Here is a 25989-nt window from a genome sequence, read left to right as displayed (position 1 = left end):
GGAGGTGGGAGTATTAGTACTATTGATTATAAATCGCTTATGAAAAATTCAATGAAGGCTTTTTTGGTTTATCTGATAAGCGTGTTGTTTTTTCCGTTGGGATTTATTGTATTGCCTTCTTATTTTATAAAGACGGGATTAGAAAATGACAGCCTACACAGTTTGTTGTCATTTGGTATATTTTTTGTGTTGATAATGTTCTTCCCGAGCCCAATAGTGGCTATAATTGTCGGGCTTTACGTCTTGTTCATTAGCTTTTCGATTTTGAATTTATTGAACGCCGGATTTGACGACAGGCAGACTATACTGATTAGCTTTTGCGGGACGATTATGTTCGTCGTGTTGACCAATTTGTTGTTGAAGTTCAACCAAAACGTGACGATTGCAGACATCATCAATCACAAACTCACAGACTCTCTGGATGTATTGAAAACGGTCAAGCTCGACAGTGAATTTTTGAAAGATTTTATGAGTCTTGCACGACAATACACGAAAATGGCTGTGAGATTGAGCTACTCTTTTTTGGGGATAATCGCTTTTTACACGAGCGTGTTGAATGTGTACATTCCCCAACGATATGACAAACAAAACAACCACAGATTTGATATGTTCACAATAGATTTCAATTTTACAATCTGCGTGATTATCGGATTTATGTTGAGCGGATTGTTGTATTTGACAGACAAAAGCCTTGGATTGTATGTTGTGGATAATTTGGTGAATTTTGCGACTTACAGTTATTTTCTGGCAGGAGTTTGTCTGATGCTTTATCATTTGAGAAGCTTGTCCAAGGTTTACAAGATTTTGGCTGTTGTTATTTGTGTTTTGATTCACCCGGGAATTTATTTTCTGGCGATTTTGGGTGCGATAAATAGCATCACAAATCTTAGAAAGAGGGAGAAGAATGGATAAATTTGAGTATTCAATGAAACATTTGATTGTAGAAGCTGTTGCACTTGTCGTGTTGTCGTCTATTTTGTTTTATTTTCAAAATATTATAGGCACATTGGCATTTATAATGTCGGCTTTTATGATTGTGGATTATTACGGATATATTAAACGAAAAAACGAAAATATCAAAGACAAATTCATAAATTTGAACAATGAGTTCACGGATATAACGAAAAACGCTGTGTTCAAAGTTCCTTTTCCACTTTTGATTGTCAACGACAAGAAAAAGATAAGCTGGTTTAACACTTATTTTAGAGCGTTAGTTAGCGATGACATCGAGATTTTCAACAATGAAATAGAAAATGTTATGGATTTCAGAGTTGTAAAGGATGACGATGACAAGTTGGATTATTACGAGACGGAAGTCGACAACAAGTATTACAGATTTTATCCGGTGATAATAAAAGACCGAGATAACAAGGATTTGACTTTGCTCTACGGAGTTGACAACACGTCTTTTATGGATGTGGTGACGCTTTTGGACGAAAAAAGGCTTTGCTTGTTGGACATCTTCATCGACAATTACGACGAAGCCCGCAACAGCATCAAAGAGGAAGAAAGAACCAAGGTTTTTTCGAAAGTGGACAATATCTTGCAGGATTTTGCGAGAGGCCACAACGGATATATAAGAAAATACGAGTCGGACAAGTTCGTGATGATTGTAGAAAAACACGAGCTTGAAAATATTATGCAGCAAAAATTTTCGGTGTTGGATATGGTAAAGGACATCGAAAATTCCAACAACGTTCCAGTTACATTGAGCATTGGTGCGTCGATTATCGGCGACAATCCGTACGAAATTCACGAGAAATCGAGGTCGTGCTTGGACGTTGCGCTAGGACGTGGAGGGGCTCAGGCAGTTGTCGACACAGGAGAGTTTAAGTATTTCGGTGGCAAGGACAAGGCTGTTGAGAAACAAAACAAAGTCAAGGCGAGAGTTGTGTCACACGCGTTGAAGCAACTTATCGTGCAAAGCTCCAATGTTTTTATTATGGGTCACAAAAATCCGGATTTTGACTCGATAGGTTCGAGTTTGGGAATGTTGGAAGCTTGTAGAATCAACCAAAAAGAATGCTACATTGTCCTAAATGAAGTTGGCCCACAAATAGAGAATATCTACAACGCTGTCTTGGAGGAAAAGCCGGACTACAAGAAATATTTTGTCAAAAATGCGTTCGCCAAGGAAAATTGCAACAGCAACAGCTTGGTGATTATCTGCGACAACCACAGGAGAAATTCTGTCGAGTGTCAAGAGATTATGGATATAGCCAACAACATCGTTGTAATCGACCACCACAGGAGAAGCTCCGACTACATCAAGGATACTTCGTTGACTTATTTAGAACCTTACGCATCGAGTGCATCGGAAATGGTGACAGAAGTTTTGTTTTATATGACGGATAAGCTCGAAATACCGAAGATTATTGCAGAGGCACTGCTCGCTGGAATCACTGTCGACACGAAGAATTTCTTTTATCAAACGGGTGTCAGAACTTTTGAAGCTGCATCTATTTTGAAAAGACAGGGAGCGGACAGCGTGAAGGTCAAAAAATTATTCAAAGACGATGAGAAAACGATAAAATTAAAATCAGACGTCATTGCCACGTCTAAAATGTACAAGAACAACATCGCAATCGGACGACTTGAAGAAGAAGTTGACGAGTCGATTCTCGTTGCGGCACAATCTGCCGATGATTTGCTCAATATTTTGGGAGTGGAGGCGTCGTTTGTACTTGCCAAGCTAAAAGACAAGGTACACGTTAGCGCTAGAAGCCTCGGCAAAATATCTGTGCAATTGATTTTGGAAAAAATCGGAGGCGGCGGTCACTTGACAAGTGCAGGTGCGCAATTGGATTGTTCGATGGATGAAGCAGAAGAAAAAGTAAAACACGCGATAGATGAATACATCAAGGAGGATACGGATGAAAGTTATATTGACTAGCAATGTTGACAAGCTTGGAAAAGCAGGGGAAATGGTGAATGCCAAAACAGGATTTGCGAGAAACTTCCTTCTACCTAACAAGCTTGCAGTGGAAGCTACAAAAGAAAATATAAAAATTTGGGAAGAAAAACAAGCGGAATTAAGAGCGATTGAGAGAGAAAACATCAAAAACGCAAATGAATTGAAGGCGAAAATAGAAAGCGTGAATGTCAAGATAATCGCCAAGACTGGCGAAGGCGACAGGCTTTTCGGTTCAATCACGTCAATGGATATCGAAAAAGCTTTGAAGGAGCAACACAATTTGGATGTTGACAAGAAGAAAATCGAAATGAAGGAAAACATCAAATCGTTGGGAACATTTGAAGTAACTGTAAAAGTCTATCCGGACATCAACGCCAATTTGAAAGTTGTCGTGGACAAGGAGTAGTTTGAACAAAATTTGAAGCTAGGAGGTGAGGTAATGGAAAATCGAGAAAGCATAATGCCGTGTGATTTGGAGGCGGAGAGAAGCGTAATCGGGGCGATGATAATTGACGAGAGAGCCATCGACAATGCGGGAGAAATCGTGGAGCCGGTAGATTTTTACTCGACGAAGTATCAGGAAATCTACAAGGCGATTCTTCAAGTTGTCGACGACGAGAAGCCTGTCGATTACATCACTTTGGAAGACCAGCTTCGCACGAACAATATGCTCGAATTAATCGGAGGGATTGACGAATTAATCAGCATTTCCGAAGCTGTTGGAAGCGGGGCGAACGTAAAATACTACGCCGATATCATCAAGAGCAAGGCGATTATCAGAAATCTGATGAGAGTGTCACAAGACATTATCGATATGTCCATTGCCAACAATTCTGTAGGCGAACTGCTTGAATACGCAGAGAGCAACATCTTCAAGATAAGCCAGAACAGAAAGCACCAGGATTTGGTTCCAATCTCAGAAATGTTGGAGCCGACGCTTGCGAAAATCGGGGAAATGAGTGTAAATCAGGGCAAACTCACGGGAGTTACGACGGGGCTTTTGGATTTGGACAGACAGTTGTCCGGACTTCAAAAATCCGATTTGATTTTGCTCGCAGCTCGTCCGGCAATGGGCAAGACGTCGTTGGCGCTCAACATCGCCTTCAAGGCGAGCGTCGACAACTACGTCGCAGTTTTTTCTCTTGAAATGAGCAAGATGCAGTTGACTCAGAGATTGTTGTCGGCACTCAGCAACATAAATTTATCGGAACTCGTCAGCGGAAAAGTCACAGACTGGATGAATTTGGGACAGGCCTCGAAGTTGATTGCAGACAGTCATATGTTTGTCGATGACACATCTTCGATATCGTTGAATGAGCTTCGTTCGAAGTGCCGTAAATTAAAAGCGCGTGGGGAATTGGATTTGGTAATCATAGATTATCTTCAACTGATGACTACGAGTGGCAGAAACGAAAACAGACAACAAGAAATTTCCACGATTTCTCGTGGGCTCAAAGGACTTGCGAAGGAATTGAATTGTCCGATACTCGCACTAAGTCAGCTTTCCCGTGCGCCTGACCAAAGGCCAAACCACAGACCGGTTATGAGTGACCTTCGTGAATCTGGCGCTATCGAGCAGGACGCCGACGTCGTGTTGATGCTGTATCGTGACGATTACTACGATCCGGAAACGGACAAGCCAAACATTGCGGAAATCATCGTCGCTAAACACCGTAACGGACCGACGGGTACTGTGGATATGCTCTTCGACAAGGAACACACAAAATTTATGGATTTGGACAACAGACTTCCAGAAGTTGGAGCGTTTAATAAATGATAAAAACACCACGATTGACGCTTAGCGATTTGAAAATTGAAGATGCGTTGGAGATTTCTTCGTGGGGAAAGCATCACGATGAGAGATTTATTGATTACAACTTGTCCGATTTGGACGATTTTGAAATAAAAATGTGGTTCAGACAAAAAAGAGAAACGAGGTTGCAAAAATACTTTGCGTTGAGGGATAATTCTCACAAGCTTGTCGGCTACATCGGACTCAAACAGTACGACAAGTTCACGAAATCTGCGTTCTTGGGAATCGTACTTGACCCCAACGAGATGAACAAAGGTTACGGCGAAGAATCCATCAAAGCACTGATAAAATGTGCGTTTGAACGCCACAATCTCAGAAGAATTTACTTGAATGTGAATAGTTTCAACAAGAGGGCGATTAGTTGCTACAAAAAATGTGGATTTCGAGAATTTTCACAATACGAGGAAGTTTTCGAAAATCAAAAAATGAGCACAACCGCAGATGGTTTTGACGAGTTTTTCTTGGTGAAAGACGACAAAATTTATTCGAAAAATCTGACTATGGCGATTGACAATAAGAGGTGATATTGTGAAGTACAGTGTAGAAAAATTCAAAATTGATTTGGGGGAAACTCCTATCGAAAATTTATTTTTAAATCAATATCTTCAAATAGCCACTGGAAATCAATTGAAAGTTTACTTGTATGCGTTCAAATTGGCAAATGATACATCGGCAAACGAAGATATTTCAGATGATGTGATTGCAAAAGCGCTCGATTTGACGGAAAACGAGGTCAGCGAGGCGTGGAATTACTGGTTGGATCAGGGAATTATAAAACGATACACAGATGTTAAGACACAAACAGACCATACGGTTTTTCTAAGCCTAAGACAGTTGTATCTCGGTATAACCAATCCGGAGCCTGAGGAGTCACAGAAAACATATATTCCAGAAAACAGCAACGAAATCAAAGAGATGTTTCGAGACATCGAAGACATCAGAGATATGGAAATGTCCAAGTCCGAGATGGAGAGGGTTTTGGAGCACATCGCAACTTATCATCAAACTCCTGAATTGGTGGTGTGCGCTTTTCATTACTGCACGACCAATCCCAACACGAAAAACAACACCAACTACGTTCTTCAAGTGTTGAGAAATTGGAAGTTGGATGGAATTATGACGATGGAACAATGGCAGGAAGAAAACAACAAGAAAAAACAACGAAAAACGAAAAAAAGGACGTATTACAGACCACAAAATAACGACATCGACAACGCCACTCATCTAAATTCAAAAGTGGTGGATGCTTTTATGAAAAAAGCGCGTGAACAAAAGGATAAGAAATAATGAGCTACGCAAAAGAAGCCAACCGAGTGTTGGAAGATTACAGGGCACAATCGAAAAAGGATTTGGACGACAGATATGCTGAAATTTTCGAGAAAATTGACGGATATCATAATCTGTTCATCGAGCGCAACAAAATCGGATACGCTTACATTCAAAAAGCTATGAGTGGCAAAGCTCCGCTCGAAGATTACGAAAACAAAATCAAGTCGCTCGAAGACAAAATGCACAAAATGCTCATATTAAACGGATATCCGAGCGATTTTTTACAACTCAAACACCACTGCGACAAGTGCAAAGACACTGGAGTCTACGATGGCAAAATCTGTTCGTGCAAGAAAACTCTGATGGTAAACATCGCCAGGGAAAAAAGTATGCTGAATGAACAAATGAGCACGCAAAACTTCGACAATTTTGATTTGAATGTTTTTGACACGAAAATCAATCCCACATTCAAGATTTCTCAGCGTGAATATATGGAAAACATCAGAAATTATCTCTACGATTATTCGACAAACTACACCGAAAAGGACAAGTCCATTTTGTTGTATGGACCTGTCGGAGTTGGAAAGACTTATATGCTGTCTTCTGTTGCCCGTGAGATAATCAATCGAGGATATTCTGTTGTGTATATGTCTGCGATGCAACTTTTGAAGAAGCTTTTTTCGATTAGATACAAGAATTTCAACGACCAGCCACAGCCGGAAGTCGAGGAAATCCTCTACGATTGCGACGTTTTGATGATTGACGATTTGGGAACGGAAAACTCATCGGACACCAACATCAGCTTGCTGTTTGATTTGCTCAACTACCGAATCCAACAACAAAAAACGACGATGATTTCGACCAACATAAGCCTCGATGATTTGTCCGAGCAATACGATGCGAGAATAGCTTCGAGAATCAAAGGAGAATTTATGCCGATACAATTTTTCGGAAGGGATATCAGAGAAGAGAGGTTCAAAAGAGGATTATGATTTATGTAACAGCTGAACAAATGAGGCAAATCGACCGATACACGATTGAGCAAATCGGAGTTCCTTCGATTGTGTTGATGGAAAATGCCAAGGCTCAGATTTCCAAGCACATTTTGGACAGAGAATTTGACACGGCGTACGTGTTTTCGTCTGTTGGCAACAACGGAGGAGATGGACTTGCAGTTGCTAGGGATATTTTCAACGCTGAAAAAAAAGTAAAAGTGTATGTGATTGAAAAGCTCGAAAAAGCGACGACAGATTTCAAAATCAACTACGGTATTTTGGAAAAATTGGACGTCGACATTGAATTTGTGGACGAAAACACGAAATTCGACATAAAAGAAAATGATTTGATTGTCGACAGCATTTTCGGCACGGGACTCAAAAGAGATATCGAGGGTATTCACAAAGATGTGATTGATTACATCAACAATTCAAAAGCATTCACAGTGAGTGTGGATATGCCATCGGGGTTGGATTCGGACGAGTATTTGATTCACAACGTGTGTGTCGATTGTGATTTGCTCGTGACATTGCAACTTCCGAAAAAATCCTTGAAAGATTACAATGCCAAATTCGTCGTGGAAGACATTGGGATACCGGAAAAATCAATCAAATACGTATTAAACAACGCTTCGTAAGAGGCGTTTTTTTTGTTTTGCAAAAAAATGCTCTCTCAAAATTTATTTTTTTGGTTTAACGATTTTAATTTCTAAAGCAAATTGAAAAAAATACTCTACAAAAAATTTCTCCAAGTGGTATAATAAATAATTAAATGTAGGGGGTGGTTATTATTTTTGTTATTACTTTTCAGCAGATTTTGATAATGTTTGTGTTTATGGGAATGGGATTTGTTTTGCGGAAATACGAGTTTTTCAGCAAGGAAACTATCAAACAATTGACTAGATTTGTTATGTACATAATCGGAAGTAGCGTCATCATCAATGCGTTCAATCGACCTGTGACAGATAGTCTTTTGAGTAGTTTCGAGATGGATTTTTTGTGTGCGATAATTTTGTTGGGCTCGTCAATTTTGATTTGTCATTTTGTTTTTAAATTCGAGAGATTTTCCAAAAACGAGAATTTGAGCGACTACAAATTTCAAAGCGTCTACAGCAATTGCGGGTTTATGGGTATTCCTTTGATTGAGGCTCTGCTCGGCAAAGAGGGAATGTTTTATGCGATTCCATACTTAGCTGTGTTTAATTTGTTTTTGTGGAGTCATGGAATTGGGCTTTTCGAGGCGAATAAATCCGGCAAGATTAATTGGAAGAAAGTTTTTATGAATCCTTGTATTATAGCCTCCGTGCTTGGATTTGTTTTATTTATGTTTGGTATTATTTACAGGTTACCTTCCATTATAACGAAGCCTATTTTTTACTTGGCAAATATGAACACGCCTTTGAGTATGATAGTGATTGGGGCAAATTTTGTAAGCATCACCGAGCCTATTTACAAGGACAAGAAAGCTTGGGAGATTACTTTTATCAGAAATTTCGCCTTTCCGTTGATTCACATCGTCATTTTGTATTTTATCCCTATGCCAACAAACTCGAAGATTGCAATGTTGGCTATGTCAGCGGCTCCGATTGCCGGAGTGAGCGTGCTTTTTAGCGTTATGTTCAACAAGCCTGTGGATTTTCCTTCGAGGGCGTTGTGTTTGTCGACGGTTGTATCGGTTGTTAGTATGCCTTGTGTGATACTTATCGGAAGTTTTCTGTTGTGATATGTAAGATTTTGTTTTTTATGTTCAATAGTTGAGAGATTTATGATAAAATGAATTTAATATAACTTTTATTAGTTAATATTTTTTGTAAAGAGGTGAATTTGTGAAAGAATTAATCAAGAGAAATTTAGTAAGGATTGAACAACGAGCAGATAATTGGCGAGATGCTATTAAAATTGCAGCAGCGAGTTTGCTCGAAAATGATTATATCAACGAAAATTACATCGACAGTATGATTAAAAGTGTGGAGGAGCTGGGCCCGTACATCGTGCTTTGCGAAAACGTCGCTGTTCCTCACGCACGTCCCGATGGAAACGTCAAGAAAATGGCGATTAGTTTGACCAAATTTAACGAGGCCGTTAATTTTAGAAATGAAGAAGAAAACGAAGACAATTGGGTTAGACTATTGTTTTGCTTGTGTGCAGTGGATTCTTCTTCGCACATCGAGGCGCTTCAACAATTGGGAGTTATTTTGGATTCAGATGAAATCATAGAAAAAATCATAGCCTGTGATTCAGAAGATAAAATGTTGGAAATTATCAACAAAAAACTAGAGGAGGAAAACAATGATTAATATTGTAACGGTATGTGGTAATGGAATTGGAAGTAGCTTGTTGCTAAAAATGAAAGTCGAAGCTATTTGCAAGGAAATGGGAATTGAAGCTAACGTTGAATCTTGCGATTCCAACGCTGCTGTCGGAAAGGGAGCTGACCTTTTTGTCACTGTCAAGGAATTTAAATCTATTTTTTCTGCTGACCAAAAAGTAGCTATCGTAAAAAGCTACACTAACAGAAAGAAAATCGAAGAAGATTTAGTTCCCGTACTTGAAGGATTCAAATAATATATAATTTAAAATTTAGGAGGGATTTATGGGAATCTTAGAAGTAATAAAAGATATTCTATCTGAACCAGCGTTTTTGATGGGACTTATCGCAATGATAGGTCTAATCGCATTGAAAAAACCAGCTCACAAAGTTATGACTGGTACATTGGGACCTATCTTAGGTTACTTGATGTTGGCGGCTGGTGCGAACGTTATCGTGACGAACTTGGATCCGTTGAGCCAAATGATTCAACACGGATTTAACATAACAGGAGTTGTTCCAAACAACGAAGCAATAACATCTGTTGCACAAAAAGTTTTGGGTGTCGAAACAATGTCAATCTTGTTGGTTGGACTTGTTTTCAACTTAATCATCGCCAGATTTACGAGATACAAATACATTTTCTTGACAGGTCACCACAGCTTCTTTATGGCTTGTTTATTGTCAGCGACTTTGGGAGCAATCGGTTTTAAAGGAATCGGACTTGTTCTTGCAGGCGGATTTATTTTAGGAGCGTGGAGTGCAATCTCACCAGCTATCGGACAAAAATACACACTCAAAGCGACTGACGGAGATGAAATCGCCATGGGTCACTTCGGCTCATTGGGATATTATTTGGCAGCATTAATCGGTTCAATCGTCGGAAAAGGTTCTAAATCGACAGAAGACATCGAAATTCCAGAAAAATGGGGTTTCTTGAGAAATACGACAATCTCGACAGCACTTACAATGATGGTGTTCTATTTGATTTCATCTATCAAAGCTGGTCCGGATTTTGTAGGCAAATTAGCTGGCGGCAAAAACCCATACATTTTTGCAATCGTGTGTGCGTTGAGCTTTGCAGTTGGAGTTGCAATCGTGTACTCAGGAGTAAGAATGATTCTTGCAGATTTGATTCCAGCCTTCGAAGGAATCGCTACGAAATTAATTCCAAACTCCGTTCCTGCAGTTGACTGTGCAGTATTTTTCCCATACGCACCAACAGCAGTTATACTCGGATTTGCTTGTAGCTTTATCGGAGGATTGATTGGAATGTTCATTTTGGGAGCATTCGGAGGCGTGTTGATTATTCCGGGACTTGTTCCACACTTCTTCTGTGGTGCCACTGCAGGAATTTACGGAAACGCAACAGGTGGTAGGAGAGGAGCTATGGTAGGCTCATTCATCAATGGATTGTTCTTGGCATTTCTTCCAGCATTTTTGTTGCCGGTTTTGGGACAATTGGGATTCAACAATACGACATTCGGAGATTTTGACTTTGGATTGATAGGAATTACGTTAGGTAAAATCGGAAACGCAATGGGAAATGTCGGAGTTTATGTTATAATTGCAGTATTGCTAGTTGTTTTAATAGCTCCATCAATAATTACAAAGAAAAACACAGCCATTAACAACGAAGAATAAAACACAAAGGAAAGAGGCTTAAATGGAAAAAATTAATACAAAAATATATTCAGACGGTGCAGTGCTTGAAGATATGTTGGAATCATTGGCATCTAAAAAAGTTACAGGATTTACAACCAACCCATCGTTGATGAAAAAAGCGGGAATCACAGACTACGTTGAGTTTGCAAAAAAAGTTCTCGAAAAAATAACAGAATATCCAGTGTCATTTGAAGTTTTCTCAGATGATTTGGAAACTATGGAAAAAGAAGCCGACAAAATCTCTGCGTTGGGAGATAATGTCTACGTTAAAATCCCAGTAACAACAAGCGACGGAACATCGACTGCACCATTGTTGAAAAAATTAAGTTCAAAAGGTGTCAAGTTAAACGTCACAGCAATCTTCACAGTTGAACAAGTGAAAACAGTCGTAGACAACTTGACTGAAAGTGTACCAAGCATCGTTTCAGTATTCGCTGGAAGAATCGCAGATACAGGAGTTGACCCAATGCCGATAATGAAAGAATCATTGGCGATTTGCAAAAGCAAAAAAGGCTGCGAATTGTTGTGGGCATCACCAAGAGAAGTGTTGAACATCTACCAAGCAAACGAACTTGGAGTGGACATCATCACTTGCACTCCTGCGATAATCAAAAAACTTTCATTGAGTGGCAAAGATTTGAACGAATACTCACTAGACACAGTGAAAATGTTCTGCAAAGATTCAAAAGAGTTGGGATTTTCAATTTTATAAAATCAAAGGGCTCACAATTGTGGGCTCTTTTTTAGCGAAAACAAACCACGAATTTGAAAAAATTTTAGAAAACACGAACAAAATAAAAAATTTTGACGTAATAGAGTTTTTTTCAAAAATATCCTGCAAATGGCGATGATTTTTGTTGTAAATGAATTATTTTAATGTTAAAATAAAAGGTAGTATTTATATTTATAAAGTTAGGAGATATGTATGGGATTATTTGAATCTATCTTCGGCTCTGTTAACAAAAAAGAGTTGAAAAAAATAGAACCAATCATTAAAAAAATTGAATCATACGATAAGGAGATGCAACAATTATCGGATGACGAATTGAAACATAAAACTGTTGAATTTAAAGAAAGATTAAAAAACGGAGAGACTTTGGATGATATTTTACCTGAAGCTTTTGCTGTCGTTAGAGAAGCCAGCTACAGAGTTTTGGGAATGAAACAATATCGTGTGCAATTAATCGGTGGTGTTGTTTTGCACCAAGGTAGAATTGCCGAAATGAAAACCGGTGAAGGTAAGACGTTGGTTGCAACTTTGCCAGCGTATTTGAATGCACTTAGTGGCAAGGGCGTTCACGTCGTAACTGTCAATGATTATCTTGCAAAGAGAGATAAGGAATGGATGGGAAAAGTTCACGAATTTTTGGGACTTACAGTAGGCGTTATCGTGTACGGCTTGGACAATGATGAAAGACGTGAAAACTACGCTTGTGACATTACTTACGGAACTAACAACCAATACGGTTTCGATTATTTGCGTGACAATATGGTTATCTACAAGCAAGACAAGGTTCAAAGAGGACTTAACTTTGCAATAGTGGACGAGGTTGACTCGATTTTGATAGATGAAGCGAGAACACCACTTATTATTTCCGGTCAAGGCGACGAATCTACGGATATGTATGTGAAGGCAAATCTGTTTGCCAATGGTTTGACAGGTCGTATAATGGACCCTGAAGAAGACAAGCCTGATATTTTCGATCGTGAATTTAAAGATGAAACAGTGGATTTCTTGGTCGATGAAAAGAGAAAAACGGCGAGTCTTACTGAGGTCGGCACTAAAAAAGCCGAGGAGTATTTCGGCGTAGAAAACTTGTCTGACCCGAACAATATGGAATTGGCTCACCACATCAACCAAGCGTTGAAGGCCAACAACACTATGAAGCGTGACATCGACTACGTTGTAAAGGACGGAGAAATTTTAATCGTCGATGAATTTACTGGACGTATAATGGAAGGTAGAAGATATTCTGACGGGCTTCACCAAGCGATTGAAGCGAAGGAAGACGTAGAAGTTAAGAGCGAATCCAAGACTTTGGCGACAGTTACATTCCAAAATTACTTCAGAATGTACAACAAACTAAGCGGTATGACTGGTACTGCCAAGACGGAAGAAGCAGAATTTAACGAAATCTACAAGATGGACGTTGTTGAAATCCCTACTAACAAACCGGTTGCGAGAGTTGACGAGCAAGACAGAGTTTACATCAACGAAAATGCAAAGTTCAACGCTATCGTAGAAGAAATCAAAAAAATTCACGAAACTGGTCAACCAATTCTAGTTGGTACTATTTCAATTGAAATATCAGAAAAATTGTCTAACTTGTTGAAGAAGAGTGGAATCAAACACGACGTGTTGAACGCTAAGCAACACGAACGTGAAGCAGAAATCGTAGCACAAGCTGGTATGTACAACAAAGTTACAATCGCTACAAATATGGCTGGTCGTGGTACCGACATTCTTTTGGGTGGTAATCCTGAATTTATGGCAAAACACGATATGAAAAAACAAGGCTACGGAGATTATGTGATTGAAAGTTTGGATTCATTCTTGCCAAGCACTGATGAAGAATTGGTTGCGGCTAGAAATGTCTACAACGAATTATACAAGAAATACAAGAAAATAACTGACGAAGACAAGAAAAAAGTCATCGAAGTTGGTGGTTTATATATAATCGGTACGGAACGTCACGAATCTCGTCGTATCGACAACCAATTGCGTGGTCGTGCCGGTCGTCAAGGTGACCCTGGTAGGTCAAGATTCTTCGTTTCATTGGGAGACAATCTTATGAGATTGTTCGGCGGCGAAACTATTCAAAAATACGCTGAATCGGGCAAGTTCCCAGAAGATGAGCCAATGGAATTTAGAGCAATTACAAAAGCTATCGAAAGAGCGCAAACAAAAGTAGAATCCAACAACTTCGGTATCAGAAAGAACGTGTTGAAATACGACGACGTTATGAATGCACAACGTAAAGTAATCTACACTGAAAGAGACAAGGTGTTGGACGGCGAAGATATGCACGAATCAATCGTGTCGATGATTAAAGACATCATTTCAAACGCCATCGAGACATACTGCCAAGACCCAAAACCTGAAAATTGGGAAGTTGAAGCGTTGATGACTTACTTGAATACATTCATTCCAGAAGGAACACTTGACCTTACAAGACTCAACAGCTACAGCAAGAAGACTTTCACAGATTATGTCGTACAAAAAGCGTTGGAAGTTTACAATGAAAAAGAAGAAGCCATTGGCAAGGAAAAGTTCAGAGAAATCGAACGTGTAATTCTTCTTATGGTTGTCGACAGAAAATGGATGGACCACATCGATGCGATGGATCAGTTGCGTCAAGGTATCGGACTAAGAGCGTTCGGTCAACAAGACCCTGTCAGAGCGTACAACAACGAAGGATTTGAAATGTTTGAAGATATGAACCACTCTATCAAGGAAGATACAGTAAGGGGAATGTTCAACGTTCAACCGGTCGAAGAAATCGAAAGAAGACAAGTAGCTCACGAAACATCGACAACTGGTGGCGAAGAAGAAGTCAACAAGCCAGTAGTAAAGGGAAGAAAAATCGGAAGAAACGACCCTTGTCCATGTGGAAGTGGCAAAAAATACAAAAATTGCTGTGGCAAAAACAAATAAAACAAGCGAACTTGCTTTTAAGAGGGAGAAATCCCTCTTTTTTGTTCAAAATTTATGCGATTGGAGGATGTAAATGGACTTATTTTTAATCAACGAAAAAATAGAAAATTTATCTCAAAATCTAAACGAAATAAAGGAGTCTCTTTGACTTAGACAATTTAAGAAAAAAATTAGAAGAATTGCAACAAAAAACATTGAAGCCGGGATTTTGGGATGACAGCGACAAGGCGCAGGAGATTTTCGATGAATTAAACTCTATCAAAGATGATATCGAAAAATACGACGACATAAAAGAAAAAATCGACGAAGTCACGATGATGCTCGAAATAAGCAAGGAAGATGACACCGAAGAATACGCAAAAGAAATCGAGAAGACGCTCAAAAGTTTGGAAGAAAACGTCGACGAATTTAAAATAAAAACGCTCTTGGTGGGAGAGTACGACAGAAATAATGCGATATTGTCCATTCACGCAGGAGCGGGTGGAACGGAGGCGCAGGATTGGGCGGAAATGTTATTGAGAATGTACACGAGGTGGATTACCGACAAGAAATACTCCTACAAAATCACCGACTACAATCAGGACACGGAAGGTGGAATCAAATCGGTGTCATTGATTGTTCAGGGAATCAACGCCTACGGATTTTTAAAAAGCGAGAAGGGCGTTCACAGACTTGTCAGGATTTCTCCGTTCGACCAACAGAAACGCCGTCACACATCGTTCGCATCAGTGGACGTGTTTCCCGAAATCAAGGACAACCACAACATCCAAATCGACGACAAGGATTTGAAAATTGACACATACAGGGCATCTGGCGCCGGTGGCCAGCACGTCAATATGACAGATTCTGCCGTGAGGATAACGCACATTCCAACGGGAGTGACAGTTCAATGCCAAACGGAAAGGTCGCAAATCGCCAACAGAAAATACGCGATGGATATGCTCATCGCCAAGCTTATAATGATAAAAGAAGAAGAAAAGCGTGAAAAAATCGAGGACATTCAAGGAAAATACAACAAAATAGCATGGGGCTCGCAAATTAGATCCTACGTCTTTCAACCGTACACTTTGGTAAAAGACCACAGGACCAACTGCGAATCTTCGCAAGTGCAAGATGTCTTGGACGGCGATTTGGACAAATTTATAAATGCGTATTTGAGTCAAAATTAAATTTTCAAACGACAAGTAATGTGCAATATAAAAATAATATTCAAAAAACCATAGTGGACGTTTTGTCAGAAATGTGATTATCTCGAAGATTTGCTTTGGAAAGAAAAAATCAAAAGCAAAAGAGCGGCAAAATGTTTGTGAGAAAAGGATTGAAATTGTGAGTTTTAGTATTATAATGGGTATAAAGAACTAGAGGAGTTAATAAATGAAAAACATAGTATTAGAAAATTTCAGAGAATTGTCAAACGTGCCACGTTGCTCGTTTGACCAAGAGAGAATTAACGAATACTTGGTAAATAAAGCAAAAAAATTGGGCTTGGAATACGATGTTGACGAACAACTCAACATTGTCATAAGAAAGCCCGCAACTGAAGACAAAAAAGGTCATCCGGGAGTTATCCTACAAGGCCATATGGATATGGTTTGTGAAAAGGAAGACGACAGCGACCACGATTTCACAAAAGACCCTATCGAGTTTATCATAGAAAATGGCAAACTAACAGCCAACAAGACGACTTTGGGAGCTGACAACGGAGTTGCCATTGCGATGGGATTTGGCATTCTCGAAGATGAAAGTTTGTCACATCCAGATTTGGAGCTTATGATTACGACTAACGAAGAAGTTGGACTAATCGGTGCGCACGCAGTGAGGGAAGATTTCTTGAAGGGTCATTATCTAATCAACGTCGACAGCGAAGAAGAGGGAATCGTGACGGTGGGATGTGCTGGTGGAATCACTTTGAACTCTGAATTTGACATTAAAAGGGAAGATTTTGGAAAGTATTTCTACAAATTTTCAATCAGTGGATTCAAAGGCGGCCACAGCGGTGCGGACATCAACAAAGGATACTTAAACGCCAACCAATCTTGCGTTCAAATCCTCAAAGAAATTTCATCAAATCACAACATAAGAATTGTTTCGATTGACGGCGGAACGAAACAAAACGCCATCGCTAGAAGTTGTGAGGTTGTGATTGCGAGTGAAGATGAAATCAAAGAAAATGAAATAAACATCACCGGATTCAAACAAAAAGAAGACAAGATGCAATTTGTCTTCCAACAAATTGACAAGACAACTCCGATGGATGCGAAAACATCTCAAAACATATTTAACTTTTTGACTGCGATTCCAAACGGAGTTGTGGCAATGGTCGAAGGAAAGGATTTGGTAGAAACATCACTCAACCAAGCAATTGCGAAGACTGACGACAAATTTACATTCACGATATCCATCAGGTCATCGTTGTTGAAAAAAGTCCGTGAAGTGCAACAATTGATAACAGATGCAGCACAATCGAACGATGGCAGAGTTATCACTGAAAGCTTCTATGAACCTTGGGAATATCGTGAAGACAGCCCACTTAGAGAAAAATGCCTCGAACAATACAAAAAATTAACTGGCAAAGATATGAAAGTGGAAGTTATCCACGCAGGACTTGAATGTGCGATTTTTGCCAAGAAGTACCCAGAAATGGATATGATTTCAATCGGCCCAGATATGACAGGAGTTCATACTCCAAAAGAAACGCTGGATCTTGAATCAACTGACAGAGTATATGAATTTTTAAAAAAATTGATAGAATCACTATAAAAAATGGAGGACAAAAAAATGTGTGACGAAAAAAATTTAGAAAACGAAGAAATGCATGAACATGAAGAGGAGTTAGACACTCTTGTACTAACACTTGAAGATGGCGAAGAGATGGAATGCGGAATACTTGGAGTATTCGAGGTTGAAGGATACGAGTCAGACTACATTGCACTTGTGTCAGAAGATGACAAAGAAATTATGATTTACAAGTACGAAGAAATCAACGATGACGAAGCTAACTTAGATGTCATTGAAGACGATGACGAGTACGAAAAAGCTAAGCAAACATTCGAAGAAATTTTTGTCGATTTTGAAGGAGAAGATGAAGAATAATTTTAAGGCTGTTATGATAGATTTGGACGGAACTCTCCTGACAGATGACAAGAAAATCACTGATTACAGCAGACAAATTCTAACAATCCTTTACGAAAAAGGAATCAAGATTATCATTGCGACAGGAAGAGGTCTATCCAGAGCTAAACAATTGACCGCAAAATTAGATTTTGACAAGATAATCCTTGCTAATAACGGAGCTACTGTTGAAAGTAGCTCCAATATTAAAAAGGAGGATTTGACGTTGGAGTATAATGTGGTCGAGCGGCTTACAACTCTTGCAAAAGAGTATGGGATAAGACCGTATTTTTTTGTCGAAAAAAAATGCAGCCTACTTGTTGACGATAGAGAGGACAAATCCAAATTTATAGACAGCGTTGGCAAGCTCTCAGAGATTATGACAGTGAAAGAGAGAAATCTTCCGATTGATGATTGTTTGAGTATGATACTTATTTCAAACAAAAAAAACATCGCTGAAATTGTGGACAAGATTAAAGACAATGAGCTTGTGACATATCACATTCACACGAAATATTTCTCAAAAAATGTCAGAATGCTAGAAGTGCAAAACGCAAACACCGATAAATTCACAAGAGCTAGGCGAATTTTGAAGCAGATGAAGATAGACGAGGAAGATGTCGTGGCGATTGGAGATGCCCACAACGATTTGGAAATGATAAGAGGATTTGGACTGGGAGTTGCCATGAAAAATTCTTGTGATGAACTCAAACAACACGCTGACAAAATCACAAAATACACTAATGAACAAGATGGAATGGCACAATTTTTAGAAGAACTATTTGGACTGAGGGATTATGAATAATTTAAAAGATTTTTTGAATGAAGAATATTATGACAAATACATTGGCAAGAATTTGGTAGTCTACATCTACCCAAAAGACAACACAAGTGGATGCACGATTGAAGCTGACGGATTTTCCGAGATTTACGATGAATTTAAAAAGCTCAACACAGAAGTTGTGGGAATAAGCAAGGACTCTGAAAAGACACACGAAAATTTCAGAAAAAAACAAGGGCTCAAACAACAACTGATTTCAGACCCGGACAGAGTGTTCTTGAACAATTTCGGATGCGTGTACACGGGCAAAATGTTCGGCAAGGAAGTCACAAAAACCGAACGAAGCACATTTGTATTCGACAAGGATATGAATTTAGTGAAAGAATTTAGGAAAGTAAAACCGGACGAAAATCCACAAGAAGTGCTAGAGTTCGTTCGAGACAACTTAAATGACTGATAGATACAACATTTACAGCAAATATTTAAAAGAGCATTACAAAGAAAAAGTCTACAAATTGCCGATTAAATTGGATTTGACTTGTCCTAACAGAGATGGAAGGCTCGGCGTTGGTGGGTGCATTTATTGTCACGAAGAAGGAGGTAGCTTCGAGAACAAAGAAAAGTGCCTTTCGATTCGTGAGCAATTGGAAAAAGACAAACAAACCATCGAGAAAAAATACAACGCCCACAAATTCATAGCGTATTTTCAAAATTACTCGAACACCTATATGCCTATTGATTTGTTCAGAAAATACGTCAACGAAGCGGTGATAGAAAATGTAGTCGCTGTCAGCATATCGACAAGACCCGACTGCATTGCAGTTGAGCACTTGGAAATATTAAAACAGCTTCAACAAGAAAAACACGTCGACATCATTGTAGAACTTGGACTGCAAACCTCGAACAACAAAACGCTGAAAATAATCAACAGACAACACACAGTAGCCGATTTTATCCGAGCGTGTTTGATGATAAAAGAGTACGGATTTAGAATTTGCACACATATTATCTTGGCGCTTCCGTGGGACGATATGGACGATGTCAGGGAAACTGCGAAGCTTTTATCGGTACTGAAAATAGACGAATGCAAAATTCATTCGCTCTACATTCCCAAAAACACCAAGCTTTCAAAAATGTACGAAGAAGGAGAAATCAAACTAAAATCGCTCGAAACTTACGTAGATGAAGTGGTGGAGTTTCTGAAATATTTGGACAAAAATATTCTGATACAACGACTTGTCGGAAGAATGCCCGAGGAGATTTCCGTGTTTTGCAATTGGAACACAAGTCATTGGAAAATCCAGGATATGATAATCGGGAAAATGGAAGAAGAAAATATTTTCCAAGGTGATAATTTTAATCAAATAATGGGTATAATATTATAAAGGAAATTAAACTTTTTATTTTAGTTTAAGAAAGGATGATTAAAATGATTAAATTTGTAGTAGGTCCTAAAGGTAGTGGAAAAACAAAATGGTTGATAGACCAAGCAAATGACGAAAAGAAAAACAAAAACGGCAACATAATATTTGTAGATTCTGATGACAAGCACATATTTACACTTGACCACTCAGTGAGATTAATAGATGCGTCGACATTCCACATTTCAAACCCAGAAAACTTGTACGGATTTTTGGCAGGAATAATGTCAAGGGATTTCGACATCGAAACTATTTACGTAGATGGTATTTACTCAATCGTCAATATGACAGACGAACAACTACACGAATTGTTGGAAAACTTGGAAATACTATCAAAAGAAGCTAACGTCAACTTCTTCATAGGAATGAACAAGGACAAACAAAGCTTACCAGAAAAATATCACAAAGACACGACAGAATTGCACGCATAAAACATACAACAAGACCCTTCTTCGAGGGTCTTTTTTCTTGGGTAAATCGTGTAGATTTGTGTAAAAGCAAAAATTGTTTTACTATCGCTAAAATCAGTGACTGTTTCAGCTCAGAAGAAACCAGAAAACTGCTTTGCACGAACATCTGGCTTACGAAAACAAAAAAATCCTCACGCTCGAGCCCCTAAAATCTCAAGTGCGTCTGCGACTGGCACGAGTGAGATTTTGACGGGTCACGTCGCTTGGATTTTTATTTATTTTCTCCAGACGATATTATTAGCAAAAGCGGTAATCTGATTTGGTGATGGAAATGGTGAAAATTTAAAAATGTTGTTGAATACCAAGATTATATTGTATTACTCAAAATCATATAGTATAATAAAAATAACAAAATAAATAGTTATACACAAAAATACTTTTGAGAAGCTAAAATCGTGTACCTATTAACAAAATTCAAAATTATTTTGTGGTCATATTGTTAACTTGTGAAAAATGTTTTCACTCGACAGCATAGAATATTTCGGCAGGAATATTTCTGGTAGCTAATACGAGCAGATAGCTTGTAAATGGAATGGCAAGAAATTGCTTGGGAACGGATTGATAAATGTATTTGAAAAAGTTGAAGGGGAGGCGACAAATTCCACCCGTTAAGGGAAGTTTCCATTGTCATATTGGTATGAAATTAAAGAAAAAATTATTGGTAGCAGCACTTGCGGGAGCGATGGTTCTTAGCAGTGGAGTTAGTAGTTTTGCTACAGAGGACAATACGGATAATTCGATAAAACTACAAGAAGAGGTTTCTGTCCAAGTTATCAATGAAATATTGGATAATGTTGATAAAATTTTAGACAAACTAGAAAAAAATTTTGAATCAGAACAATTAGAAAAAAACCCTGAATTAAAGAAATTAGAAAAAAATCCTGAAGTGGAAAAATTAAAAAAGGATGTAAAAGAAGAAAGGGCGTTGCTCGATATACAAACGAGTCTAACTACTAAATACGCCATAGGAGTTATGAGACGTTTTGATGAAGCAATAGGAAAAATCAAACAATTAAAGGCTCAACATGAATTTGGCACTAAGGAAGAAGCGGAAAAAGCAGCAAAGACAGACTTGGAAACAGAATTGGTGAAGAACGCATTTGACTTAGAAGAAAAAGATGGCAAATGGCACTACACATTAAAATTCAAGGAAATAGAACCAGAAAAATCAGCTAATTCAACAGAAAAGCAAAAGACTGAAGAAGAAACGAAAAAGTCCGAGGAAGAAGCAAAGAAAACAGAAAACGAAAAGAAAATAGATGGATTGAAAAATTCATCAGAAAAACAAAAAGAAGAAGAAGCAAAGAAAAAGGCCGAAGAAGAAGCGAAGAAAAAAGCTGAAGAAGAAGCAAAGAAAAAAGCGGAAGAAGAAGCAAAGAAGGCCGAGGAAGAAAAAAAGGCTGAAGAAAAGAAGTCCGAAGCGATGAAAGCCTCAGCAAAGAAAAAAGCCGAAGAATTTAAGAAGAACGCAGAGAAGAAAAAGGTGACTTTTGTAAAAAAATCGAGAAAAGTTACTGTAACTTCTTCGGACAACAAGGCAGATAAATCTGCTAAAAGTAGCACAGACAAGAAAAAACTACCAAAAGCAGGTATTGAAACAGAAGTATTTACACTAGCAACAGCATCATTGGCAGGTGTTCTAGGTGTGTATACTTCAATTAAAAAACGCAAATAAAATTAAATTAAAATGAGAAAATGGGGTCTATAACCCCATTTTTTATTTGGAAATTAAAACACTTGATTGCATGAACACACGGACAAGAAAATTTATCGCAACACAAAGATAATGAATAAAAGTCGTAGCACGTCTCGTCTGGCTTATGTAAATTTGTATCACTGACAAGACGGTATCGGTTCACAGTAAAATCAGAAAACTGATTTGCACGAACATATGACTTACGAAAATAAAAAAATCATCACGCTCGTGACCCTAAAATCTCAAGTGCATCTGCGACTGGCACGAGTGAGATTTTTGACGGGTCATTTCGCTTGGATTTTTGGTTATTTTCTCCAGATGATATTCTTAGCAAAATCAGTAATCTGATTGTTTCACTGACAAGGGATATACAACTCATCATCTACTCCAAAATGAGTATATTTTCACAAAATGCTTGACAAAAAATAGTGGGGGAGGGTAGAATGAAATCGTAATCATAGATTTAGGAGGATATAATGATTTTAGAACTAATAATCAAATACTTGATAATAATTGTACTTGTTTTTTGTCATGAAATGGGACATATTTTAATGTGTATTATTTTCTTTAAATGTAAAGATTGGAAAATAGATATGGGACTTGGTAAGGTTTTATTTGAAACTAAAAGACTTATTATAAGACCTATAATTGTTGTTGGGAAAATACTCCCACAGTTAGACGAGGAATATTATAATGGCAAGAGCAAATTACAAAAAATAATGATTCCATTAGGTGGACCATTATTTAATTTAATAGTACTGATTGTTACAATTCCATTATTAATAAATGAAGGGAAAATGATAGCTGGATATTCGCATCTTTTTCAAGAATCAATAAAGTTTTTGTTGCGATTTAATATGGCAACACTTTTTTGGACTTTGTTGCCAATTTATTATAAAAGAGATGTTCCTAGCGACGGAAGAAGAATAATTGAAATAATTAAAGACTGATTTGTTTTTTATTTTACATAATTGAGGTTATAATGCTTAACTTATTAATGAAAATCGTAATATCTTATTTTGTTTATCAAATTTCTCAAATCTTACATGAGATGGGACATGCTATTGCTTATCGTATAGCTTACCAATCAAAGAAATGGAGAATTGAAATCGGAAGAGGCAAACAAATATTGAAAACCAAAAGGTTTAAAATACATTTAATTCCAGCCGATGGAGCATGTTACTTTGATGATGATTATGAAGATTGGTATTACAAGAAAAATTTGATCGTGTTTTTGGCGGGACCACTTGTTAACATTATTTTATTTGTAAGTATGATTCCTTTTATCTATGATATCAATCATTCAACTGATGTAAGTAGTTTTTACCGTAACATCGTATTTATCACATTTTATATTAATTTCTGGAAGGCTTTGATTAGTTTGTTACCAAAAGAATACGAAGGTATTAGAGCAAAACAATCTGACGGACTTCAATGCCTAAATGCAATAAAAGGAATGAAAAAAACAACGAAAATCTAATACCATTAAACACACACAAAAATCCCCTGCCATTGGCAAGGGATTTTTATAATTTATATCATACTTACTAAACTCACAAATCACGATACAGACTTTACGGCATTATCATTTCTAAGCATAATTGCACTCAACAAGAGTGATGCTGCTATAAACACGAAGATGTATTTGTAATTGAACGATGAAATATACGAGTTTGCCAACAAGAAGACGACTTCGAACACATCAGCGAAGAAGCTAAATGCTGATAGCATGGTTGCTCTGTGATTTTTGAAGCCTATTGTGTCTATATAATTGTTTTGGATTTTTTCAATAAATATCCCCAAGACAGACAAGATTGCTGGAAGAATAATCATCAACAATACTACGGGCTTTCCAGATATCACACATAATCCAGCAAAGAACAATGATGCAATAACTGAAAATAATCGAACTTTGTTCCATGCTTTTTGTTCTCCTAGATATTTTATGATAAATGTTTGTGAGAGTTGAAGTCCCGAGTAAGCCAGGATTAATGGCGACACTATGTTTTCCGAATATCCATTGTCAATTATGACTTTTACATAGAAAAAGTTGATCAACAAAAATGACAAATTAAACAACGACACGATTAACACGATTACTCTAAAAGTTTTATCGTGTACCAATAGCTTCAATGTTTTTGACAAATCAAATTGTTCCTCAGTTTCTACTGAGTTGTCGGTATCTGGAATAAAAATAGAAATCACAGTTGCAGTTACATTTGCAATTATGGTAATCCAAATCAAAGCGTTAATGTTCCATCTTGAATTAATAAAAGGAAACATTACAGTTGATACGATAAAAGCAATCGTTCCCCAATTATAGAACTTCGAAATATTATTACTGTAATTATCGTCGCCGAAAAGCTTGTATATGTAGGAGCTTATTGTTCCGGAATTTAATGCAAAAGCAATTCCTTCAAGCAAGGCCTCCACTGCAAAAAGCATAAAATTATTGGATATCAGTAAAATTATCCTTGCAGTTAGCATAGTAAACTGTGCGAGAACTATTGACTTTTTCAGCCCGATTTTATCGGTTAAAACACCCAAAGGAAATTCACAAACCATGCAAGTAACAGACAGTATCGCCTGTAACACAAAAAACTGCGACAAGCTAATTCCTCTATTCGTCCTAACCAACAACGCAACAGGCGCATAAAATATTAAATTGGAAAATAAATTCATTGCATATATTTTTCTTGAAGTTTTCATACGTACATTATAACTCTTTTTCAATAAAATATACTTTGTCCACACAAAAATCCCCTGCCATTGGCAAGGGATTGTTCATTTTAATTTTATATTGTGCTTCTATCGTCATCGGAGTTCATCAACAATTGATAAACTTGGATTTCGCCGATTAATTTCAATTCTTCAAATCCACGACGGCGAAGTTCGTCACGACTGTATTCATTTTCGAAATTTGCACCTGTTTTGAAGTAATTCTCCAAAATCTCCGATACTTTTTCCTTGTTGTTGGCGTTTTTAAGCACTTGTTCTCTAATATACATAACATACCTCCTCAAAGTAATGTTCCCGTTACATATATTTATACCCCAAAAGAGGGCCAAACAAATCTATCTAATCACATTCACATCGCCATCGACAAAATATTCGAGCTCACAATTAGAAAGCAGACCATCGAGCCAAGCTTTGCGAAAACAATCGTAAATCTCACTCGTTTGTCCGTAGATGTAGAATTTATCGTGAACGTCAATTCTTTTTATCCAACGAAACTCGAAGCCGTCGGAGTCCAATGGCAAATTCGCCATATCGCAAGGCATACCGTCCAAGAATTTCTCGGACATAAATTGAAACGCATCTGACGCGTCGCCCGTGAAATTTTCCCTCGCCCCGAACTCGTAGGCAACCTTCAAACCATCATCGAGGATTCCTTCTTTTTTTAGTTCGCTCAAAATCTTTGCCAAATTATCCTCCACGACAGAAACCCTCACCTGCAACCATCCGTGAATGTTGTCCGTGTCAATCAAATCCTCCAACGAACCATCTTCAATTTTTTCCAAATCGACATTTTTATCTGACAATTTGCACAACTCTTTTGTAATCCCGTCCAAATATTTTATCTTATCGAACATTATATAGTGAATCGGACCTAAAAATCTCGACATAAAACACCTCCGTAGTTTATTTTTTTATAATTATATCACTTTTTTTCGCAAAATTTCCGTAACTTCTGTTACACATACACAAAAATCTTGCAAATAAAAGCAAAAAAACAATAAAAAGTGTTTTGCAAAACAAAAATTGTAGAAAAAAATTTTCTAATAAAAAAACACGCTAAAAAATCTTGCATAATTGTTAACTATGGTATATACTGAATATAAACACAGAAAGTGGAAAAACAAAATCTTTTTTTTATTTTATAATCATAAG

The 25989-nt window shown here is 37.8% G+C and carries 28 protein-coding genes; 24 read left to right on the top strand and 4 right to left on the bottom strand.

All coding sequences use genetic code 11. The features are described from left to right. Positions 1-39: 39 nt before the first annotated feature. The 22 genes from Q0X02_RS02285 to Q0X02_RS02180 all read left to right on the top strand — a co-directional run bounded on the left by Q0X02_RS02285 (position 40) and on the right by Q0X02_RS02180 (position 22077). Positions 40-912, top strand: coding sequence for a DUF2232 domain-containing protein (locus Q0X02_RS02285; protein ID WP_297810948.1), 873 nt, complete (start codon positions 40-42; stop codon positions 910-912). Then, positions 905-2893: a DHH family phosphoesterase gene (locus tag Q0X02_RS02280; protein WP_297810946.1), complete on the top strand. Its 1989-nt coding sequence runs from the start codon at positions 905-907 to the stop codon at positions 2891-2893. The genes Q0X02_RS02285 and Q0X02_RS02280 overlap by 8 nt, the downstream gene beginning before the upstream one ends. After that, positions 2874-3320, top strand: coding sequence for a 50S ribosomal protein L9 (gene rplI / locus Q0X02_RS02275; RefSeq protein WP_297810944.1), 447 nt, complete (start codon positions 2874-2876; stop codon positions 3318-3320). Before Q0X02_RS02280 ends, rplI begins: the two co-directional genes overlap by 20 nt. 33 nt (positions 3321-3353) lie before the next feature. Beyond that, positions 3354-4691 (top strand): replicative DNA helicase, encoded by a 1338-nt coding sequence (gene dnaB / locus Q0X02_RS02270; RefSeq protein ID WP_297810941.1) that lies wholly within the window; start codon positions 3354-3356, stop codon positions 4689-4691. Further along, entirely contained in the window at positions 4688-5251 is a 564-nt protein-coding gene (locus tag Q0X02_RS02265; RefSeq protein WP_297810938.1) for a GNAT family N-acetyltransferase, read from the top strand. Before dnaB ends, Q0X02_RS02265 begins: the two co-directional genes overlap by 4 nt. A gap of 4 nt (positions 5252-5255) precedes the next feature. Beyond that, positions 5256-6014, top strand: a complete 759-nt coding sequence (locus Q0X02_RS02260; RefSeq protein ID WP_297810935.1) for a DnaD domain protein — start codon at positions 5256-5258, stop codon at positions 6012-6014. Then, positions 6014-6988, top strand: a complete 975-nt coding sequence (locus Q0X02_RS02255; RefSeq protein WP_297810933.1) for an ATP-binding protein — start codon at positions 6014-6016, stop codon at positions 6986-6988. Before Q0X02_RS02260 ends, Q0X02_RS02255 begins: the two co-directional genes overlap by 1 nt. Next, on the top strand, positions 6985-7629 hold the full coding sequence (locus tag Q0X02_RS02250; protein WP_297810930.1) for an NAD(P)H-hydrate epimerase: 645 nt from the start codon (positions 6985-6987) through the stop codon (positions 7627-7629). Before Q0X02_RS02255 ends, Q0X02_RS02250 begins: the two co-directional genes overlap by 4 nt. Positions 7630-7772: 143 nt before the next feature. Beyond that, positions 7773-8714, top strand: a complete 942-nt coding sequence (locus Q0X02_RS02245) for an AEC family transporter (protein ID WP_297810927.1) — start codon at positions 7773-7775, stop codon at positions 8712-8714. Positions 8715-8817: 103 nt separating this feature from the next. Continuing rightward, positions 8818-9288 (top strand): PTS sugar transporter subunit IIA, encoded by a 471-nt coding sequence (locus Q0X02_RS02240; protein ID WP_297810923.1) that lies wholly within the window; start codon positions 8818-8820, stop codon positions 9286-9288. Continuing rightward, on the top strand, positions 9281-9556 hold the full coding sequence (locus Q0X02_RS02235; RefSeq protein WP_297810920.1) for a PTS sugar transporter subunit IIB: 276 nt from the start codon (positions 9281-9283) through the stop codon (positions 9554-9556). The genes Q0X02_RS02240 and Q0X02_RS02235 overlap by 8 nt, the downstream gene beginning before the upstream one ends. Before the next feature lie 28 nt (positions 9557-9584). Continuing rightward, positions 9585-10943 (top strand): PTS ascorbate transporter subunit IIC, encoded by a 1359-nt coding sequence (locus Q0X02_RS02230; RefSeq protein WP_297810917.1) that lies wholly within the window; start codon positions 9585-9587, stop codon positions 10941-10943. Positions 10944-10965: 22 nt separating this feature from the next. Continuing rightward, positions 10966-11676: a transaldolase gene (locus Q0X02_RS02225; RefSeq protein ID WP_297810914.1), complete on the top strand. Its 711-nt coding sequence runs from the start codon at positions 10966-10968 to the stop codon at positions 11674-11676. Between the two features lie 213 nt (positions 11677-11889). Next, positions 11890-14619 (top strand): preprotein translocase subunit SecA, encoded by a 2730-nt coding sequence (gene secA / locus Q0X02_RS02220; RefSeq protein WP_297810911.1) that lies wholly within the window; start codon positions 11890-11892, stop codon positions 14617-14619. Positions 14620-14692: 73 nt separating this feature from the next. Further along, positions 14693-15788 (top strand): peptide chain release factor 2 gene (gene prfB, locus Q0X02_RS02215; protein WP_297810908.1). Its coding sequence is split into 2 segments (ribosomal slippage): positions 14693-14764 and positions 14766-15788, totalling 1095 coding nucleotides; the frame shifts between segments, so codons are not numbered across the junction. Between the two features lie 205 nt (positions 15789-15993). Beyond that, complete coding sequence (gene pepD, locus Q0X02_RS02210; RefSeq protein WP_297810905.1) at positions 15994-17379, top strand: beta-Ala-His dipeptidase; 1386 nt, start codon at positions 15994-15996, stop codon at positions 17377-17379. A gap of 18 nt (positions 17380-17397) precedes the next feature. Beyond that, complete coding sequence (locus tag Q0X02_RS02205) at positions 17398-17712, top strand: DUF1292 domain-containing protein (RefSeq protein WP_297810902.1); 315 nt, start codon at positions 17398-17400, stop codon at positions 17710-17712. After that, entirely contained in the window at positions 17702-18535 is an 834-nt protein-coding gene (locus Q0X02_RS02200; protein ID WP_297810899.1) for a Cof-type HAD-IIB family hydrolase, read from the top strand. Before Q0X02_RS02205 ends, Q0X02_RS02200 begins: the two co-directional genes overlap by 11 nt. After that, complete coding sequence (locus tag Q0X02_RS02195; protein WP_297810897.1) at positions 18528-18968, top strand: peroxiredoxin; 441 nt, start codon at positions 18528-18530, stop codon at positions 18966-18968. The genes Q0X02_RS02200 and Q0X02_RS02195 overlap by 8 nt, the downstream gene beginning before the upstream one ends. Further along, entirely contained in the window at positions 18961-19896 is a 936-nt protein-coding gene (locus tag Q0X02_RS02190) for a TIGR01212 family radical SAM protein (protein ID WP_297810892.1), read from the top strand. Before Q0X02_RS02195 ends, Q0X02_RS02190 begins: the two co-directional genes overlap by 8 nt. Before the next feature lie 44 nt (positions 19897-19940). Continuing rightward, on the top strand, positions 19941-20363 hold the full coding sequence (locus Q0X02_RS02185) for a hypothetical protein (protein WP_297810889.1): 423 nt from the start codon (positions 19941-19943) through the stop codon (positions 20361-20363). Positions 20364-21039: 676 nt separating this feature from the next. Then, positions 21040-22077 (top strand): DUF5633 domain-containing protein, encoded by a 1038-nt coding sequence (locus Q0X02_RS02180; protein ID WP_297810886.1) that lies wholly within the window; start codon positions 21040-21042, stop codon positions 22075-22077. Between the two features lie 241 nt (positions 22078-22318). On the opposite strand, the gene Q0X02_RS02175 is transcribed toward Q0X02_RS02180, so the two are convergent. Continuing rightward, positions 22319-22477, bottom strand: coding sequence for a hypothetical protein (locus Q0X02_RS02175; RefSeq protein ID WP_297810883.1), 159 nt, complete (start codon positions 22475-22477; stop codon positions 22319-22321). Between the two features lie 97 nt (positions 22478-22574). On the opposite strand from Q0X02_RS02175, the gene Q0X02_RS02170 reads away from it, so the two are divergent. After that, positions 22575-23048, top strand: coding sequence for a site-2 protease family protein (locus Q0X02_RS02170; RefSeq protein WP_297810880.1), 474 nt, complete (start codon positions 22575-22577; stop codon positions 23046-23048). A gap of 32 nt (positions 23049-23080) precedes the next feature. Further along, complete coding sequence (locus Q0X02_RS02165; protein ID WP_297810877.1) at positions 23081-23578, top strand: M50 family metallopeptidase; 498 nt, start codon at positions 23081-23083, stop codon at positions 23576-23578. An 80-nt stretch (positions 23579-23658) separates the two neighbouring features. Here the strand turns inward: Q0X02_RS02165 and Q0X02_RS02160 are convergent, their stop codons facing one another. The 3 genes from Q0X02_RS02160 to Q0X02_RS02150 all read right to left on the bottom strand — a co-directional run bounded on the left by Q0X02_RS02160 (position 23659) and on the right by Q0X02_RS02150 (position 25724). Then, positions 23659-24807 (bottom strand): MFS transporter, encoded by a 1149-nt coding sequence (locus Q0X02_RS02160; RefSeq protein WP_297810874.1) that lies wholly within the window; start codon positions 24805-24807, stop codon positions 23659-23661. Positions 24808-24893: 86 nt separating this feature from the next. Continuing rightward, positions 24894-25106: a hypothetical protein gene (locus tag Q0X02_RS02155; RefSeq protein WP_297810871.1), complete on the bottom strand. Its 213-nt coding sequence runs from the start codon at positions 25104-25106 to the stop codon at positions 24894-24896. A 66-nt stretch (positions 25107-25172) separates the two neighbouring features. Continuing rightward, positions 25173-25724: a hypothetical protein gene (locus tag Q0X02_RS02150; RefSeq protein WP_297810868.1), complete on the bottom strand. Its 552-nt coding sequence runs from the start codon at positions 25722-25724 to the stop codon at positions 25173-25175. Positions 25725-25989 lie beyond the last annotated feature (265 nt).

It is taken from the genome of uncultured Finegoldia sp., assembly GCF_947252345.1.
Lineage (GTDB): Bacteria > Bacillota > Clostridia > Tissierellales > Peptoniphilaceae > Finegoldia.
The sequence above is the reverse complement of the archived record's forward strand: the minus strand, read 5'-3'. Positions and strand labels throughout refer to the sequence as shown.

Bases quoted from the DNA above. Each gene is read 5' to 3' on its own strand.
- Q0X02_RS02285 (WP_297810948.1), top strand. From the start codon at position 40: ATGAAAAATTCAATGAAGGCTTTTTTGGTTTATCTGATAAGCGTGTTG.
- Q0X02_RS02280 (WP_297810946.1), top strand. From the start codon at position 905: ATGGATAAATTTGAGTATTCAATGAAACATTTGATTGTAGAAGCTGTT.
- rplI (WP_297810944.1), top strand. From the start codon at position 2,874: ATGAAAGTTATATTGACTAGCAATGTTGACAAGCTTGGAAAAGCAGGG.
- dnaB (WP_297810941.1), top strand. From the start codon at position 3,354: ATGGAAAATCGAGAAAGCATAATGCCGTGTGATTTGGAGGCGGAGAGA.
- Q0X02_RS02265 (WP_297810938.1), top strand. From the start codon at position 4,688: ATGATAAAAACACCACGATTGACGCTTAGCGATTTGAAAATTGAAGAT.
- Q0X02_RS02255 (WP_297810933.1), top strand. From the start codon at position 6,014: ATGAGCTACGCAAAAGAAGCCAACCGAGTGTTGGAAGATTACAGGGCA.
- Q0X02_RS02250 (WP_297810930.1), top strand. From the start codon at position 6,985: ATGATTTATGTAACAGCTGAACAAATGAGGCAAATCGACCGATACACG.
- Q0X02_RS02235 (WP_297810920.1), top strand. From the start codon at position 9,281: ATGATTAATATTGTAACGGTATGTGGTAATGGAATTGGAAGTAGCTTG.
- Q0X02_RS02230 (WP_297810917.1), top strand. From the start codon at position 9,585: ATGGGAATCTTAGAAGTAATAAAAGATATTCTATCTGAACCAGCGTTT.
- Q0X02_RS02225 (WP_297810914.1), top strand. From the start codon at position 10,966: ATGGAAAAAATTAATACAAAAATATATTCAGACGGTGCAGTGCTTGAA.
- secA (WP_297810911.1), top strand. From the start codon at position 11,890: ATGGGATTATTTGAATCTATCTTCGGCTCTGTTAACAAAAAAGAGTTG.
- pepD (WP_297810905.1), top strand. From the start codon at position 15,994: ATGAAAAACATAGTATTAGAAAATTTCAGAGAATTGTCAAACGTGCCA.
- Q0X02_RS02205 (WP_297810902.1), top strand. From the start codon at position 17,398: ATGTGTGACGAAAAAAATTTAGAAAACGAAGAAATGCATGAACATGAA.
- Q0X02_RS02200 (WP_297810899.1), top strand. From the start codon at position 17,702: ATGAAGAATAATTTTAAGGCTGTTATGATAGATTTGGACGGAACTCTC.
- Q0X02_RS02195 (WP_297810897.1), top strand. From the start codon at position 18,528: ATGAATAATTTAAAAGATTTTTTGAATGAAGAATATTATGACAAATAC.
- Q0X02_RS02190 (WP_297810892.1), top strand. From the start codon at position 18,961: ATGACTGATAGATACAACATTTACAGCAAATATTTAAAAGAGCATTAC.
- Q0X02_RS02185 (WP_297810889.1), top strand. From the start codon at position 19,941: ATGATTAAATTTGTAGTAGGTCCTAAAGGTAGTGGAAAAACAAAATGG.
- Q0X02_RS02180 (WP_297810886.1), top strand. From the start codon at position 21,040: ATGAAATTAAAGAAAAAATTATTGGTAGCAGCACTTGCGGGAGCGATG.
- Q0X02_RS02175 (WP_297810883.1), bottom strand. From the start codon at position 22,477: ATGAGTTGTATATCCCTTGTCAGTGAAACAATCAGATTACTGATTTTG.
- Q0X02_RS02170 (WP_297810880.1), top strand. From the start codon at position 22,575: ATGATTTTAGAACTAATAATCAAATACTTGATAATAATTGTACTTGTT.
- Q0X02_RS02165 (WP_297810877.1), top strand. From the start codon at position 23,081: ATGCTTAACTTATTAATGAAAATCGTAATATCTTATTTTGTTTATCAA.
- Q0X02_RS02160 (WP_297810874.1), bottom strand. From the start codon at position 24,807: ATGAAAACTTCAAGAAAAATATATGCAATGAATTTATTTTCCAATTTA.
- Q0X02_RS02155 (WP_297810871.1), bottom strand. From the start codon at position 25,106: ATGTATATTAGAGAACAAGTGCTTAAAAACGCCAACAACAAGGAAAAA.
- Q0X02_RS02150 (WP_297810868.1), bottom strand. From the start codon at position 25,724: ATGTCGAGATTTTTAGGTCCGATTCACTATATAATGTTCGATAAGATA.